This window comes from Xanthomonas sp. MUS 060 (assembly GCF_000963215.1).
In the GTDB taxonomy this organism is placed as follows: domain Bacteria; phylum Pseudomonadota; class Gammaproteobacteria; order Xanthomonadales; family Xanthomonadaceae; genus Xanthomonas_A.
In genome coordinates, this window is sequence record NZ_JZIM01000003.1 from 207,702 (window position 1) to 223,314 (window position 15,613).

General features: G+C 58.6%; 9 protein-coding genes and 4 pseudogenes. 4 read left to right on the forward strand and 9 right to left on the reverse strand.

Annotated features, from left to right (window positions below; genetic code table 11):
* The first annotated feature begins 24 nt into the window (after positions 1–24).
* Positions 25–3,691 (forward strand): annotated as a pseudogene (locus XANALMUS060_RS21830) (glycosyltransferase).
* 534 nt (positions 3,692–4,225) lie between these two features.
* On the opposite strand, the pseudogene XANALMUS060_RS05605 reads toward XANALMUS060_RS21830, so the two are convergent.
* Positions 4,226–4,782, reverse strand: a pseudogene (locus XANALMUS060_RS05605) (DDE-type integrase/transposase/recombinase); the annotation flags it as partial.
* Here XANALMUS060_RS05605 and XANALMUS060_RS05610 point away from each other — a divergent pair.
* A pseudogene (locus XANALMUS060_RS05610) lies at positions 4,780–5,256 on the forward strand (ATP-binding protein); the annotation flags it as partial. The pseudogenes XANALMUS060_RS05605 and XANALMUS060_RS05610 overlap by 3 nt on opposite strands.
* Before the next feature lie 208 nt (positions 5,257–5,464).
* Here the strand turns inward: XANALMUS060_RS05610 and XANALMUS060_RS05615 are convergent.
* The 7 genes from XANALMUS060_RS05615 to XANALMUS060_RS05645 all read right to left on the reverse strand — a co-directional run bounded on the left by XANALMUS060_RS05615 (position 5,465) and on the right by XANALMUS060_RS05645 (position 12,775).
* The gene (locus XANALMUS060_RS05615; RefSeq protein WP_045737530.1) at positions 5,465–7,492 is read right to left on the reverse strand and encodes a hypothetical protein; all 2,028 of its coding nucleotides are present in this window, start codon (positions 7,490–7,492) and stop codon (positions 5,465–5,467) included.
* Positions 7,489–8,814, reverse strand: coding sequence for an NAD(P)/FAD-dependent oxidoreductase (locus XANALMUS060_RS05620; protein ID WP_045737531.1), 1,326 nt, complete (start codon positions 8,812–8,814; stop codon positions 7,489–7,491). The genes XANALMUS060_RS05615 and XANALMUS060_RS05620 overlap by 4 nt, the downstream gene beginning before the upstream one ends.
* Complete coding sequence (locus XANALMUS060_RS05625) at positions 8,811–9,233, reverse strand: GtrA family protein (protein ID WP_045737532.1); 423 nt, start codon at positions 9,231–9,233, stop codon at positions 8,811–8,813. Before XANALMUS060_RS05625 ends, XANALMUS060_RS05620 begins: the two co-directional genes overlap by 4 nt.
* A complete protein-coding gene (locus XANALMUS060_RS05630) occupies positions 9,230–10,195 on the reverse strand; it encodes a glycosyltransferase family 2 protein (RefSeq protein ID WP_045737601.1) in 966 nt (321 codons plus the stop codon). Before XANALMUS060_RS05630 ends, XANALMUS060_RS05625 begins: the two co-directional genes overlap by 4 nt.
* Positions 10,185–10,883 (reverse strand): hypothetical protein, encoded by a 699-nt coding sequence (locus XANALMUS060_RS05635; RefSeq protein ID WP_045737533.1) that lies wholly within the window; start codon positions 10,881–10,883, stop codon positions 10,185–10,187. Before XANALMUS060_RS05635 ends, XANALMUS060_RS05630 begins: the two co-directional genes overlap by 11 nt.
* Before the next feature lie 204 nt (positions 10,884–11,087).
* Positions 11,088–12,029: an electron transfer flavoprotein subunit alpha/FixB family protein gene (locus XANALMUS060_RS05640; protein ID WP_045737534.1), complete on the reverse strand. Its 942-nt coding sequence runs from the start codon at positions 12,027–12,029 to the stop codon at positions 11,088–11,090.
* Positions 12,029–12,775 carry an electron transfer flavoprotein subunit beta/FixA family protein gene (locus tag XANALMUS060_RS05645; RefSeq protein ID WP_045728457.1) on the reverse strand — a complete coding sequence of 249 codons (747 nt, stop codon included), beginning with the start codon at positions 12,773–12,775 and terminating at the stop codon, positions 12,029–12,031. The genes XANALMUS060_RS05640 and XANALMUS060_RS05645 overlap by 1 nt, the downstream gene beginning before the upstream one ends.
* 228 nt (positions 12,776–13,003) lie before the next feature.
* Here XANALMUS060_RS05645 and rfbB point away from each other — a divergent pair, with 228 nt between their 5' ends.
* Together rfbB and rfbA are read left to right on the forward strand one after the other, a co-directional pair.
* Entirely contained in the window at positions 13,004–14,059 is a 1,056-nt protein-coding gene (rfbB, locus tag XANALMUS060_RS05650) for a dTDP-glucose 4,6-dehydratase (RefSeq protein ID WP_045737535.1), read from the forward strand.
* A gap of 61 nt (positions 14,060–14,120) precedes the next feature.
* Positions 14,121–15,008: a glucose-1-phosphate thymidylyltransferase RfbA gene (gene rfbA / locus XANALMUS060_RS05655; protein WP_045737536.1), complete on the forward strand. Its 888-nt coding sequence runs from the start codon at positions 14,121–14,123 to the stop codon at positions 15,006–15,008.
* Between the two features lie 14 nt (positions 15,009–15,022).
* On the opposite strand, the pseudogene XANALMUS060_RS05660 reads toward rfbA, so the two are convergent.
* Positions 15,023–15,604: pseudogene (locus XANALMUS060_RS05660) on the reverse strand (electron transfer flavoprotein subunit beta/FixA family protein); the annotation flags it as partial.
* Positions 15,605–15,613: the final 9 nt, after the last annotated feature.

The window sequence follows — 15,613 nt, forward strand, 5'->3', positions numbered from 1 at the left end:
AATACGGTGCGTCTTGCTATCGACATGCAGGCGTGCCTGACCGATTCGCGCGACCGCGGGATCGGCAGGTATGCTGACAACTTGGTTGCCGAGATGATGCGTCAGCGCCAGGACGATGAGATCCTGTTGGCGCTGGATAATGCGGACCCTATGCGCCTGCGCCAGGCGCGGTCGCGTCTGCGCCATCAGTGTGTGCCTACAGCAACGACAGTGATGCACTACCCTGTAAGCGCTTTCGTCGATCATGACGCGCTACGCATGCAAAGTGCTGCGCGCCTGCGTGGTAGATTTTTCGAATCCTTAGGGCTGGATGCATTTCTGCATACGAGTTACTTTGAAACGGGTGGCAGTTATACAACCGAAATCAACTGGGCAGCGGATTCGCGACCGAAGACGGCGGTCATTGCATACGATCTGATACCGCTACTGTATCCGGAGCGCTACCTGGCGCCGCATCCGTTCATGGCTGAGTGGTATCCGCGTAAATGTGAGAGTTTCAGTAAATTCGATTGTTTCCTGGCGATATCCCAAGCGACGCGAGTCGACCTGATCGAGCAACTTGGTATTTCTCCGGAAAAGATTCATGTGATCAATGCGGGACTTGATCCGGATATGTTGGTCATTGCGCAGGCTGACTCGCCTATTGATGAGGGAATCCTTGCGCGGCGCGGCATTGACGAGCCCTTCGTGCTAATGGTTGGCAATGGTGACTGGCGCAAAAATACCCTAGGTGCACTCGAGGCTTTTGCACGACTGCCACGTAGCCTTCAGAAGAAGTATCTGCTTGTGCTCACCCAAGTCGGTACAGATGTCAAAGAGGCACTCGCTGGTTCCTTCTCGCATATCGCTTCGCGGGTGCGCGTGCTTGGCCGTGTCGATGATGTCGAGTTGGCCACGTTGTACCGGGCTTGCCGCGTGTTCTATTTTCCCTCCTTTTATGAGGGTTTTGGTCTTCCTGTGCTTGAGGCAATGGCATTTGGCGCGCCTGTTCCTAAGCGCCAACACTGGCAGTTTGCCTGAAGTCGTGCACGATCCGCGTTGCCTGTTCAACCCGCATGACATTGACGCGGCTGCATCGCTTCTTGAAGCCGCCTTGGAAGATGTAGCCTTTCGTGAGGTATTGGTTTCCGGGGTCAAGGCACATGCTTGGACGTACAATTGGAAGTCATGCGCTGAAAGCGCACTCGCTGCGATGCGAACTCTGGCAGGCGACGCCAAGGCGATGCAGCCCCAGTTTGGCAAAGTCGACAATTTTGATCGTGTGCGGGTGACTCAGGAGGACATCGATGCCTGGTCAGGGCTGTTGATTGATGCCCCCGATGCAGTTGGTCATTTGGAGCAGGGTCTAGCCGCAGCTGCCGCGCGGGGTCGACGCCGTATCCTGGTTGATGTCAGTGAGGTGGTGCGACTGGACGCACGTAGCGGCGTTCAGCGCGTTGTGCGCAATTATTGTGCAGGCCTACACGCACTAGCTGACGAGGTGGGGGTGGAAGTACAGCCCATCTGTTGGACCGAGCACGGCATCTTGTATGCCAGTGATTACGCCGCCAACCACCTCGGTATGTCCATCGAAACCGCCAACGCGGGCGTGCGAGTCACGGTAAAGCCGAATGACCTGCTGCTGATGCTCGACTCATCGTGGTGGAGTCCCGAACGATTTGATGCCCTGCACGCCCAGGTGGCCGCCACAGGCGGCGAGGTGGTCTGGATGGTCTATGATCTTATCCCCTTGCTAGTGCCGCATACCTGCGATCCCGTCATGCCGCCAGTGTTCCGGGGATGGCTTGAGCATGCTGCAGCCACCGCAGATGGGTTTGTCTGTATTTCCGAGGCGACGCAGCAGGATCTTGAGCGTTTCCTGGATGAGCAGCCCGCACATCCGGTGGCAAGGCCCTGGACGCGCGCCATGCACCTGGGGAGCGATCTGGAGTCTGGCCAGATCGCCGGCCAGGCGTCAGACGCGATTGCGTCGCTGCTGGAAGGGCTGGGTGCAAGGCCGCTAGTCTTGGCAATTGGTACAGTCGAGCCACGTAAGGACTACGCGACCATTCTGACAGCCTTCGAAACAATATGGGCACGTGGTGGTGATGTCGCACTGGCCATCGTCGGTAAACATGGATGGAACGTTGAAGAGCTTGTGCAAAAACTCCAGGCACATCCGCAATTGGGCACACGACTTTTAAGCGCCAACACTGGCAGTTTGCCTGAAGTCGTGCACGATCCGCGTTGCCTGTTCAACCCGCATGACATTGACGCGGCTGCATCGCTTCTTGAAGCCGCCTTGGAAGATGTAGCCTTTCGTGAGGTATTGGTTTCCGGGGTCAAGGCACATGCTTGGACGTACAATTGGAAGTCATGCGCTGAAAGCGCACTCGCTGCGATGCGAACTCTGGCAGGCGACGCCAAGGCGATGCAGCCCCAGTTTGGCAAAGTCGACAATTTTGATCGTGTGCGGGTGACTCAGGAGGACATCGATGCCTGGTCAGGGCTGTTGATTGATGCCCCCGATGCAGTTGGTCATTTGGAGCAGGGTCTAGCCGCAGCTGCCGCGCGGGGTCGACGCCGTATCCTGGTTGATGTCAGTGAGGTGGTGCGACTGGACGCACGTAGCGGCGTTCAGCGCGTTGTGCGCAATTATTGTGCAGGCCTACACGCACTAGCTGACGAGGTGGGGGTGGAAGTACAGCCCATCTGTTGGACCGAGCACGGCATCTTGTATGCCAGTGATTACGCCGCCAACCACCTCGGTATGTCCATCGAAACCGCCAACGCGGGCGTGCGAGTCACGGTAAAGCCGAATGACCTGCTGCTGATGCTCGACTCATCGTGGTGGAGTCCCGAACGATTTGATGCCCTGCACGCCCAGGTGGCCGCCACAGGCGGCGAGGTGGTCTGGATGGTCTATGATCTTATCCCCTTGCTAGTGCCGCATACCTGCGATCCCGTCATGCCGCCAGTGTTCCGGGGATGGCTTGAGCATGCTGCAGCCACCGCAGATGGGTTTGTCTGTATTTCCGAGGCGACGCAGCAGGATCTTGAGCGTTTCCTGGATGAGCAGCCCGCACATCCGGTGGCAAGGCCCTGGACGCGCGCCATGCACCTGGGGAGCGATCTGGAGTCTGGCCAGATCGCCGGCCAGGCGTCAGACGCGATTGCGTCGCTGCTGGAAGGGCTGGGTGCAAGGCCGCTAGTCTTGGCAATTGGTACAGTCGAGCCACGTAAGGACTACGCGACCATTCTGACAGCCTTCGAAACAATATGGGCACGTGGTGGTGATGTCGCACTGGCCATCGTCGGTAAACATGGATGGAACGTTGAAGAGCTTGTGCAAAAACTCCAGGCACATCCGCAATTGGGCACACGACTTTTCTGGTTGCAGGGGGTGTCGGATACCGACCTGCATCACCTGATGGACAGGGTGGATGTATTGGTCCAGGCATCGGTTGCGGAAGGATTTGGTTTGCCTGTGGTGGAGGCAGGCAGTCGTGGCAAGCCACTTTTGCTCAGCGATCTTGCTGTTTTCAGGGAGATCGCGGGCGAAGAGGCAAGCTATTTCCCTGTGGGCGATGCAGATGCACTTGCAGCTGAAATCGAACGTGGCGTAGCGCTCGGATGGAAGGTGCCGACCAATATCCGGACTTTGACCTGGCGCGAATCGTCACGCGGATTGATGGAAAAATTGTTGTACTAAAGCGCATCGACGCCTGAGGAGTTGTGTGGCACTTCTGCTCATTTCATATTGATTCTGTGTCGATTTCTGCCGGTGATGATTGCCAAGATGCAAGCCGATGGTTGGCGACGACTGATTCCGTTATTATCTTGAGATCTCTCTCAAGCGCTTCTTCTACTATGGCACTGGGTCTGAGTTCTTAAATGGTGCGGATTGACAATATGATTTGGTTCGGTCTTCGTGGCGAAAATTCCATGCGTCGAATGATTATTTTCTACAATATCAACTTCGAAGCGATGTCATCACGTTGGCGCTGATATGGAATGACCCACTGCACCGAAGTGAAAGTGACACAGATAGGACGCGATGACGGCTTTTTGAAGGCTGCTGATGTTGTGACTGAGAAGCAAGTAGTGGAAATGCGCGTAATGGCCAACATAGGCGAGAGTGTCAGAGCGATTGCGAAGCAGTTGGATTGCTCGCGCAATACTGAATCCCCCCGAGTTCCGTGTAGGCCGGTTGGTCTAAGTCAGGCCGTGAAGACGGCCTGCTTGGCTAGTAGTTTGCCTCAGCCTCGGCAAGCGAGATGCGGCCGATGGACTCAAGCAGTCGGTGGTGGTTGAACCAGTACATCCATTCGAGCGTCGCGAGTTCCAAGGACTCCTTGGTTTTCCAGTGTGCCTGGCGATGGATCAACTCGACTTTCCGTTGATCGTCTCGGCTGGGGCGTTGTCGTAACTTTCACCCTTGCTGCCAAACGACGGCTCGACACCGGCTTCGGCTAACCCCTCGTCATAGCTGATTGAGACGTATTGCGATCCGTGATCCGAGTGAAGCACCAGACGACGATCACGTTCTGGCTTCCATGCGAACATGGCCTGCTCGAGAGCGTTGAGCACGAAGTCTGTCGTCATCGAACTGCTGAAACGCCAACTGATGATGTGCCAGGCATAGACGTCGATGAGCAAGGCCACGTATTGCCAGCCTTGCTAGGTCGAGACACATGTGAAGTCCGAGGCACTTCATCAGCCGTTCGACGGTTCCGCTGCCGCTGTTCCCTCACGAGCTAGCTGTCGCCAGACCTTGTCGTCGCCATACACCTGCATGTTGGCTCCTCCGGCGTCGGCAAAATCCACCTGGCGATCAGCTTGGGCTATTTGGCTACCCAGGCGGGCATGAAAACCCGCTTCGTCAGTGCGGCCGATCTGATGGTGGCCATGATTGCGGCCCAACGCCAGGATCGCTTGGCCGATTTCATCCGCCGCAACGTGATGGGGCCGAGGCTGCTGATCATCGACGAGATCGGTTATCTGCCAATGAACCGCGACCAGGCCAATCTGTTCTTCCAGGTCGTGGCCAAGCGCTACGAGAAAGGGGCCATGGTGCTGACCAGCAATTTGCCGTTCGGACAATGGGATCAAGCCCTCGCCGGCGATACCACCTTCACGGCTGCCTTGCTGGATCGATTGTTGCACCACGCCCACGTCATCCAGATCAAAGGAGAAAGCTTCCGACTCAAAGACAAACGCAAGGCCGGCCTCATTCCATCCCGCCCCGCAGAAACCATCGAGGTGGGTCAACTCTAAAGTTGCTGATCAGCGTTCAAGGTGGGTCAGGTTGAGGTTGTTGTTGACACTGTCGGCTCATTTTCGGGCTCACGCTCCAAGAGGATTCGATACGCCCAGGTGAATGCTTCCGAAAAATTTCACGCCATCAGGGAAAACTCAAACAGGGCCTGCTGTATAAGCAGATGGCGTATGTCTGGCGCAAGTACCAAGAGATCCAAGTAACGCCTCAGGGCGGCAGCGGCTTCAAGCTCAGGGAGACAAGGCCGATGCCGAGTTCGCGGTCGTCGGATGACAATCCAAGGCTCGCTGGTGAAGCCGGCTTGTCGTAATGCAGTTCCACTTTGAGGTTGGTACCTGCGACCAGTGCTGGCAATTGGATGGCTATGGTCGCAGGCTGTGGCTCGGATGCGGTCAGTGTGCGGGTTTGCCAAGGGCCACCATTGACCCGAGCTTTCATCGTCATTGCCTGGCGGCTATCGTGCCAAAGGCCATTGGCTTGCAGCATTAGGTACGATCCTTTCGTGACTGCCTGCTTTACTTTGAGGTGGAGGCTGGAGTGCTCACCGAGCGACCACACGCCCCAGGACTCGTCCACCGACCAGCCCTCGCCTAGGTAGGGGCGCAAATCGTCAGGCCCCACACGCTGGCTTACCGACAACGTGCGCATCAACGCCTCAATATTTTGCATGTCGATTGAAAAGTAAGTCGGCTTCCTCGGCAGTGATGGGAATTGCTCGTTCATGAGCCAACCTACCGCCTTAGCGGTGAGTCCGCAGGCGCTCGATGGATATAGTGCGACGTGGTGTTGCTTACCTGGGATAAACAGCGCCTTGCTGCAGCCTTGGCTTATTACCAGGGCTGGACCCTCGGGGGTAAACTCCCCCAATTGCGCGTTTCGTTCCGAGAACACCTCGGGACTAGGGTTCCAAAGCCACGGGGCATACGTATAAATCAAAGCAGCAGCGCGGCTGGGCGTGGTGTATGACTCAGGCTTGGTTGGTAGATAATCGCTTATGCCAATGGCCGCTGCAGCATAAGCCGCAATCCACGCGCCACGCGCGAGCCAGCGATTCAATCGCCCGCTAGGCAACGGCTCAAGCAGCGCGATAATTGGATAAAACAGGCATAGATACCATAGGCCATAACGCGAAGGTCCTGCGGTGCCACCTGAATTGATATTGATTGTGGCGGCTTGCGCTGCCATTGCAGATAGCAAGAAGACGATGGAGAAGGAGGCCATGCCAGGCCTGGGCAGGGTAAGTCGACGTGTGTACAGCCCATGTGCAGCTACTACGAGTAGCAGTAGGCCCAGGGGCCAGTTCGGGAGCAGTCCGACATCAGGATCGACCAAGTACTGCATGGATGAAAGAACATCCAGGTGGGCTACTTCTGCGCCTTTGTTGATCAACTGCGGAGTTAGTCCGCCATAGCGTGAGAAATAGTAGAACGGATGCAGGAGCGCCAATAGTGCGGCTGTAACAAGTGCCAGGATATCAGCTAGCCTTGGCTTGTCGGCTGCCCTTGGATGATAGGCTGTAAGTGCTAGGATGCAGGCCGCAATGGCGGGAAACACGAAGCTGATGTTCTGGGTGGTCGCCAGTGCCAGCATCAGTCCCGCAAATGCCCAGCGCCGTTCCAGGGCCAAGCTCATTGCCGCAATCGTCAAGACAACGGTGAATAACTCGGTATGGACTTTGTCCACATACCAAAGTGCTGGTGACGTTACGACCAAAGCCAGCGCTGCGACTGTGCCCCTGAAGCCATGCAGGCGAAAGCAAAGTAACAGTATGCCCGCGATTAATAGCGAATGTAAAAGTAGGAAACGGGCATGCGATGCTCGGATCAACCCCAAGTGCGTTGCTGGCGTGCTGACCGCGCTCGCCATGAGAGGATAAAACCAGAAATGGTTGAAGTCGGTTTCACCTCCAAGCGTCAGAGTCACATAAGCGTGCTTTAGTTGATCTGCACTCTGCAGGGAGGCAATGCTTCTCTGTTTCCGCAATTGCTCATACGCTTCCCATGTGGGGGTTGTAACAAACGGTCGATGTGCCTGGCTAATGGCCAGTTCCATCGCGTAATACTCTGCGCCGTCGCCGACTCTTGTCGCCGGGAGGCGTATCAAGGCGGTATAAACGACGCAAGTTAGAATAAGAAACGCGATCAGGTAGGCGAGCGCCACCCGAAATCGGCGTTGTACTCGCGAGAGACGACGCAACAGATCATCCGTGCCCTGTGCGAAGTAGTGCGTATTCACCCAGTTTTCCTCTTTGTCGAAATAATGCTGCGGCCTAGGTCGCGGCCCTCGCGCACGGCGTAGTTGGTGCCGCGGTCCTCCGGGTAAACCTGAGCCATGCTGGTGACGAAGGTGTTGGCCAGCGGTGTCACGCGGCCAGGCACGAACTGCGAGTAGTGCTTCTCGGCGATCGGCTGCGCATAGTCGGCACGCCACACGTGGACGTCCTGGATCCAATTACGGTTGAATTCGGGAAACATCTTCTGCAGGTGAGGCACAGAGAAATCGAGCAATTCCTCATCGCTCATCGTGTACATCACGTGGCTTGGGGGAAGGTACTTTGACAGGTACACGATATGGCGACCACCATACGAACTCGGCGGCTCGAAATTAGTATGTTCGATGACGCCAACGTAGGGGAAGCCAGGGTCGTTAACGTTGAGCCAGTATGTGTCAGATAGGCTGCGGTTCAGGCTTAGCACCATGCAGACGTTGGACAAATAGCGGATACGACGCAGTTGGTCGAGATAATCCTGTGGTGCGCTCCCCTCCAGCAGGTCCGCGGTGATCGGAAATGCTGTGGAAAGCACCACGTTTTCGGCCGTTACAGCGCCGTCGCTGGTTTCCACGCCTGTTGCACGGCCGGCATCGGTCGTCACGCGGAGCGCCCGAGTGGATAGACGAATTTCGCCGCCGAGCTTGATGATTTCCTTGCCAAGGCGATTGGCTAGTTCGGCAAAGCCGCCCCTGTAGTATGCAAGCACCTCATCACCTGAGCTGCTTCGGCTGCCGCCGCGCAGGACCAGCTTCTTCCAGAACCATACTGCAGATACATCATCGGCGACATCGCCGAATTTACCGACCAGGAGCGGGTCCCACACGACGTCATACGCATTTTGCCCGCAAAGGTCGATCAGCCATTCCTTGGCGCTGAGCTTCTCGAGCTGCTTCCAATTCTTCACTGACCGTGCGCGGAGCACCGCAATGCCGAGTCGGATTCGATCGTGGAATGGGAGCGCCTTGAAACGCAATAGGTCCAACGGGGTGCTCAGCCGGAAGAACTGGTCGGCATAGTACATTCCGGTGCGGGTCGGCCTGAGTAAGATATTCTCGCGCTCGCCGAGTTCTTCGATCAGCTTGAAGATTTCCGCGTCATTGTTGAACCAATGGTGATAGAACTTCTCAAGAACTTCATTGCCAACCTTAAAACCGCCGGCCAGACCACCAAGCTCACCATCTCTCTCGATGACCACCACGCGCTTCCCGGCTTTGGCTATCTCGTAAGCCACGGACAGGCCGGCGAAGCCGCCGCCGACGACAGCAGTATGGAATTGGTTGCTCATTTGCTTGATTTGCCCGTTGATGCTTTGAAAGTGATGGCACGATTCAGCGAAAACTGAAGTATCAGAACGATAAACAGCGTCGCGAGTTTAGCTGGTAGTGGTGCCCAGCCCAGTACACCGACCAATATCCACAGTAGAGCGCTGGAGGCTAGATATCCGATCAAGGCTGCAGCGAAAAACAAGCCCAGCCGCTGCAAAGTCTTGTCATATGCCTGGAAGGTAAAGTGTCGGTTCAATGCGAAACTGATTAAGGTGCCGGCGGCATAGCCGATTCCATTGGCTGTCTGGTAATTGACGTGCAGCCAGATGAGCAGGGTGTATAGCGACAGGTCGACCATTACACCGGTGCCGCCACACACGGCATACAGGATGAACTGCCGTAACCGCGGATCGGCGATGGCTGTACGCAGGATATTCATGCCCGGGGCTCGCTGGCTATATCGTCGAGGTTGGCTGTCGTCTCGATCACCGTTTGCGGGGTTGCATTGACATGACGGAGAACGCGCCCAAGGTACTCGCCGATCACGCCAAGTGCGAGCAGTTGCGCGCCACCAATGATCAATGCTGCCACAATCAGTGAAGACCAGCCCACTGGCATCGCATTGATGGTGAAACGCTGTATAACGAAGGCCAGCGCCAGCAGAAATCCGAATGCCGAGAGTGCAATGCCCATAAGGGAAGCTAGGCGCAAGGGCAGTACGGAAAAACTTGTCGCCATTTTGAGCCAAAGCGAGATCGACTTGCGTAGGCTATAGCCTGACTGTCCATCGGCACGGGAATGATGGTCGATGGTAATGCTGGTGATTCGGCTGGTTGTGCCCAAAATCAAACCATCGAGATAAACATTTGGTCCGGTGAACTTGATCAGCTCGTCCCGCACGCCAGACACCATTGCCCTAAAGGGGGACAGGTACAGACCCTTCGGTTTGCCGAGCAGCTGCGTGGCGGCCCAATCGTTGAAGTTGCTGCCCAATTGCTTCCACAGAGCGTGCCGTTTGGAATGGAAGCCCGCATAGCAGACGTCATAGCGGTCGCCCAGGGTGCTCAGCAGCGCGGGGATGTCGGTTGGAGCGTGTTGCAGGTCATCGTCCATGGTGACGATGCGCTTGCCCCTGGCCATGCGTAACCCGCACATGATCGCATTGTGTTGGCCTGCATTTTTGCGCAGGCTGACCACCTTCCACCAGTCGCGCCCGCGAGCTAGTTCGAGCAGTACATCCCGTGACCTGTCTGGGCTGCAATCGTTGACCAGAATCACCTCGAACGCGTCGCCAAACAGGGGGTACAGGGCCTCCTCGAGTTTCTGCGCAAGTGCAGGAAGGATTGATTCGCTGCGGTATACCGGAATGACGACCGACAGCTCGTATATCTCACAACGCATCGGAACGCCCATAGTATTTGCGGAGAAGGCGATCAGTGTAGCCGCTGCTGATATCCAGACCTAAGCCTGGCGAGAGCGATAGCATCAACGAGGGATCTGGATGGCTGCCGCCCTCGCGGTTGATCAGTTGTCGCTTAGTGCCGATTCCCATCGCGGATTCGAGCATGTCTACCAGACGTGGCATCGTCACCACCTCAGGTGGCGCGATATCAGCTAGCAGGCGTATCGGGCGGGGTTGGCTTAGCAGCTCCAGAGTAATTGCCGCCACATGTTCCACGTCCACCAAGCAACGGACCGCCCCGGACCACAGAGGGATCGTTGCACCCTGGGAGATACGACTGGCGAGAAAGTTGGTCAATGTATTCGGATTTCGGGTGTTGCCCACGACTTGCGGCAAGCGCAGGATGAGGTAGTTGTCCTGCTTCGCAACCCTGTCCTCCATTCGCTTCTTGTGCCGCGCGTACATGCCCGAGCCACGATCAGGATCGGCGATGCTGCACGTGCTGAAGTAGACGAACGTGCCATGGGTCGAGTCAAGGTGCTCGCACAGCAGGCGTTCTTCTCGCGCATAGGAGGCAGGGTCGGTCTCGTTGGAATTGGATACACCTGAGGCGAAAATGATCGCATCGAGCATCTCAACCGTCTTCGGGTCAAATGCGGATGCGAGCAGTCCGTTGCCTACGATCATGTGTGCTGCTCCCCCGGCTCTGCTGTTGGCCGCGCGGTCACCTCGATCGCGAGGCCTCAGAGAGTTGTCGGCCTTTCATGAGACAGCAGATTGTAGTGGATTTTTCATGATTTCCCCTGCCTTTGCCGGGGAAATCATCAACTCCTGGATCTTAACTCGCCAGCGCGCCGCCGTGGTGGCCCAATGTGGCAAAAGATCGGCGTGTCAACCAAGCGCCTTTTCCAACTCCGGCAGCACGGTGAACAGATCCCCGACCAAGCCGATATCCGCGATCTCGAAGATCGGCGATTCCGGATCCTTGTTGATCGCCACGATGGTGCCTGCATCCTTGATGCCGGTCAGGTGCTGGATCGCGCCACTGATGCCGATGGCTACGTACAAGTCAGGTGCGATGATCTTGCCGGTTTGCCCAACCTGCAGCTCGTTTGGCACGTAGCCGGCGTCGACCGCCGCGCGCGAGGCGCCGACCGCCGCGCCGAGTGTGTCGGCCAGTTGGTAGACGATCTGGAAGTTTTCCGCCGAGCCGACGCCGCGCCCGCCGGATACCACGCGCTTGGCGCTTTGCAGATCGGGCCGGTCGGAACTACCGGCGGCCAAGTCGATGAAGCGAGTGTGGGTGGGCAGCGCGACGTCCACGCTGATCGCTTCAATTGCCGCATTGCCGCCTTGCGCCGCTTCGGGCCAGGATGCGTTGCGCACGGTGGCGACCACGATCTGATCGGCCGGCGCCTGTACGCTGATGATGGCGTTGCCGGCGTAGATCGGGCGCTTGAACGCGTACTCGCCGTCCACCGCCATCAGGTCGGAGATCTGGTTGACGCCGAGCAGCGCGGCCACCACCGGCATCAGATCCTTGCCGAAGGTGGTGGAGGGGCCGAACACATGGGTGTAGCCGGTCGCCAACGCAGCGATCTGCGGGCCCAGCACCTGCGCAATGGTGTGCGCATTGGCCGGGTTGGCGACCGTGAGTACACGGGTGACGCCGGCGATTTGCGCAGCCTGCGCGGCCACCGGGGTCGGATCGGTGGCGAGCACGACGATGTCGATGGTGGCGGGCGACAGCGCTTGCGCGGCGCTGACGGTTTTGGCGGTGGCGGCGTTGAGCTGCCCGTTGAGGTGTTCGGCGACGATGAGGATCTTGGCCATTACAGCAACCCTTTTTGCTTGAGTGCGGCCACCAGTTCGGCGGCGTCCTTGACCATCACGCCGCGGCTGCGCTTGGCGGGTGGGGCGTAATGGGTGATGGCGAGGCTGTCGTTGGCCTGCACGCCCAGGTCGGCGAAGGCCAGGGTCTGCAGCGGCTTGCTTTTTGCCTTCATGATGTCCGGCAGTTTGATGAAGCGTGGTTCGTTCAGGCGCAGGTCGGTGGTGATCACCGCCGGCAGATCCACTTCCACTGTTTCCAGGCCGGCATCGACCTCGCGGGTCACCGTGGCCTTGCCGTCGGCCACGACCAGCTTGCTGGCGAAGGTGGCCTGTGGTCGGCCCCACAGTGTGGCCAGCATCTGCCCGGTCTGGTTGGCATCGTCGTCGATCGCCTGTTTGCCGAGGATCACCAGATCCGGCTGCTCCTGCTCGACCAGCTTGAGCAAGGTGCGTGCGGCGGTCAGCGGCTGGATCGCGGCGTCGGTCACCACGTGGATGGCGCGGTTGGCACCCATCGCCAGGCCGTTGCGCAGGTGCGCGGCGGCGTCGGCCGGCGCGATGGTGGCGACCACCACCTCGCTGGCGATGCCGGCGTCGCGTAGGCGCAGCGCCTCTTCCAGGGCGATCTCGTCGAATGGATTGGCGGAGAGCTTGACGCCCTCGGTGACCACGCCGGAGCCGTCCGGTTTGACCTGGATGCGGACGTTGTAGTCCACCACGCGCTTGTAGGCGACGAGGATTTTCATCGTGTACGTGATCCTTCAGTAGTGCGGGAAGCCTCGGCCGCAACGGCAGGCGCGGGGCAGTCGGAAGATTCTAACCGGGCGCGGGCTGCCATGCGATGGCGTATGGAGGGCGCAATCAGCGGGCCGCGATCGCCCCGTGCGGCGACCACGACCGGTTCATATAAAGCGTATATTCTGTGGGGTTTGGGCATTGGGTGCCGATGGCGTCCGATCAGGAGAGACACAACAGTGGCGACTTGGCTCGTGACCGGCGGTGCCGGTTTCATCGGCGGCAATTTCGTGCTCGAGGCGGTGGCGCGCGGCGTGCGCGTGATCAACCTGGACGCGTTGACGTATGCAGGCAATCTGCACACCTTGGCTGTGCTGCAGGAGAATCCGGATCATGTCTTCGCGCACGGGGATATCGGTGACCGCGCGCTGGTGACCCGGCTGCTGACCGAGCATCAGCCTGATGCGGTGGTCAACTTCGCTGCCGAAAGCCATGTGGACCGTTCGATCGATGGCCCGGGAGCGTTCATCCAGACCAATGTCGTCGGCACGCTTGGCCTGCTGGAAGCGGTGCGCGATTACTGGAAAGCCTTGCCGGACACACGCCGCGAAGGTTTCCGCTTCCTGCATGTGTCCACCGACGAGGTGTACGGCACGCTCGGTGAGACCGGCAAGTTCACCGAAACCACACCATATGCGCCGAACTCGCCATATTCCGCGTCCAAGGCCGCTTCCGATCACCTGGTGCGTGCGTTCCACCACACCTATGGGTTGCCGGTGCTGACCACCAACTGCTCCAACAATTACGGCCCGTATCACTTCCCGGAGAAACTCATCCCGCTGGTGATCGCCAAGGCGCTGGCCGGCGAACCGCTGCCGGTCTATGGCGATGGCAAGCAGGTGCGCGATTGGTTGTTCGTCGGCGACCACTGCGAAGCGATTCGCACCGTGCTGGCCAAGGGCAAGGTCGGCGAGACCTACAACGTCGGTGGTAACGCCGAGAAGCAGAATATCGAGGTGGTGCAGGCAATCTGCGCACTGCTGGACGCGCGGCGTCCGCGCGAGGACGGCAAACCCCGCGCCAGTCAGATCACCCACGTCGCCGATCGGCCGGGTCACGACCGACGCTACGCGATCGATGCGTCCAAGTTGAAGGACGAACTGGGCTGGGAGCCGACGTACAGCTTCGAGCAAGGCATTGCGATTACCGTGGACTGGTACTTGCACCATCAGGATTGGGTGCAGGGCGTACTCGACGGCAGTTATCGCCTGGAACGGATCGGGACGGCGGCATAACTCGCGTCCCTCGCAACGTGCGTGCCGCTTGGGCGGTGCTGACATTCAAAGGAAAGACCTCATGACGCAACGCAAGGGCATTATTCTCGCAGGCGGCTCCGGTACGCGGCTTTATCCGATCACCAAAGGCGTGAGCAAGCAGCTGCTGCCTGTTTACGACAAACCGATGATCTATTACCCGCTCAGTGTGCTGATGCTGGCTGGGATTCGCGAGGTGCTGATTATCAATACGCCACACGAGCAGGCGCTATTCCACGCGTTGCTCGGCGATGGTGCGCAGTGGGGAATGAACATCGCCTACGCGGTGCAACCGAGTCCGGATGGATTGGCGCAAGCGTATCTGATCGGGCGCGATTTCGTTGCCGGAAAGCCGAGTTGCCTGGTGTTGGGCGACAATATCTTTCATGGTCATGGTCTTACCGAGACCTTGCGTCGCGCCGATGCGCGGCAACGCGGCGCCACCGTCTTCGGCTACTGGGTCAACGATCCCGGGCGCTATGGTGTCGCCGCGTTCGATGCATCCGGCAAGGTTGTCGATCTGGAGGAGAAGCCGCTCAAGCCGCGCTCCAACTATGCCGTGACCGGGCTGTATTTCTACGATGGTCAAGCCAGCGATCATGCGGCGGAACTGAAGCCGTCGCCGCGTGGCGAACTGGAGATCACCGATCTCAATCGCCGTTACCTGGAGGCCGGCGAACTGCATCTGGAAGCATTGGGGCGTGGCTACGCCTGGCTGGATACAGGCACCCATCAGTCGCTGCACGAAGCGTCCAACTTCATCGAGACCATCCAGGCGCGGCAAGGTTTGCAAGTGTGCTGCCCGGAAGAGATCGCGTTCGGGCAGGGCTGGATCGACGCGGCGCAGCTGGAGAAGCTTGCCGCTCCACTGCTGAAAAACAACTACGGCAAATACCTGCATGAACTGGCTGTCAGAGGAATCGTTCCGTGAAAGTGATTGAAACCAGCCTTCATGATGTCCGGCAGTTTGATGAAGCGTGGTTCGTTCAGGCGCAGGTCGGTGGTGATCACCGCCGGCAGATCCACTTCCACTGTTTCCAGGCCGGCATCGACCTCGCGGGTCACCGTGGCCTTGCCGTCGGCCACGACCAGCTTGCTGGCGAAGGTGGCCTGTGGTCGGCCCCACAGTGTGGCCAGCATCTGCCCGGTCTGGTTGGCATCGTCGTCGATCGCCTGTTTGCCGAGGATCACCAGATCCGGCTGCTCCTGCTCGACCAGCTTGAGCAAGGTGCGTGCGGCGGTCAGCGGCTGGATCGCGGCGTCGGTCACCACGTGGATGGCGCGGTTGGCACCCATCGCCAGGCCGTTGCGCAGGTGCGCGGCGGCGTCGGCCGGCGCGATGGTGGCGACCACCACCTCGCTGGCGATGCCGGCGTCGCGTAGGCGCAGCGCCTCTTCCAGGGCGATCTCGTCGAATGGATTGGCGGAGAGCTTGACGCCCTCGGTGACCACGCCGGAGCCGTCCGGTTTGACCTGGATGCGGACGTTGTAGTCCACCACGCGCTTGTAGGCGACGAGGATTTTCATCGTGTACGT

Excerpts from the sequence above, each read along its gene's own strand:
- XANALMUS060_RS05620 (WP_045737531.1), bottom strand. The coding sequence starts at position 8,814 with ATGAGCAACCAATTCCATACTGCTGTCGTCGGCGGCGGCTTCGCCGGC.
- XANALMUS060_RS05625 (WP_045737532.1), bottom strand. The coding sequence starts at position 9,233 with ATGAATATCCTGCGTACAGCCATCGCCGATCCGCGGTTACGGCAGTTC.
- XANALMUS060_RS05630 (WP_045737601.1), bottom strand. The coding sequence starts at position 10,195 with ATGCGTTGTGAGATATACGAGCTGTCGGTCGTCATTCCGGTATACCGC.
- XANALMUS060_RS05635 (WP_045737533.1), bottom strand. The coding sequence starts at position 10,883 with ATGATCGTAGGCAACGGACTGCTCGCATCCGCATTTGACCCGAAGACG.
- XANALMUS060_RS05640 (WP_045737534.1), bottom strand. The coding sequence starts at position 12,029 with ATGGCCAAGATCCTCATCGTCGCCGAACACCTCAACGGGCAGCTCAAC.
- XANALMUS060_RS05645 (WP_045728457.1), bottom strand. The coding sequence starts at position 12,775 with ATGAAAATCCTCGTCGCCTACAAGCGCGTGGTGGACTACAACGTCCGC.
- rfbA (WP_045737536.1), top strand. The coding sequence starts at position 14,121 with ATGACGCAACGCAAGGGCATTATTCTCGCAGGCGGCTCCGGTACGCGG.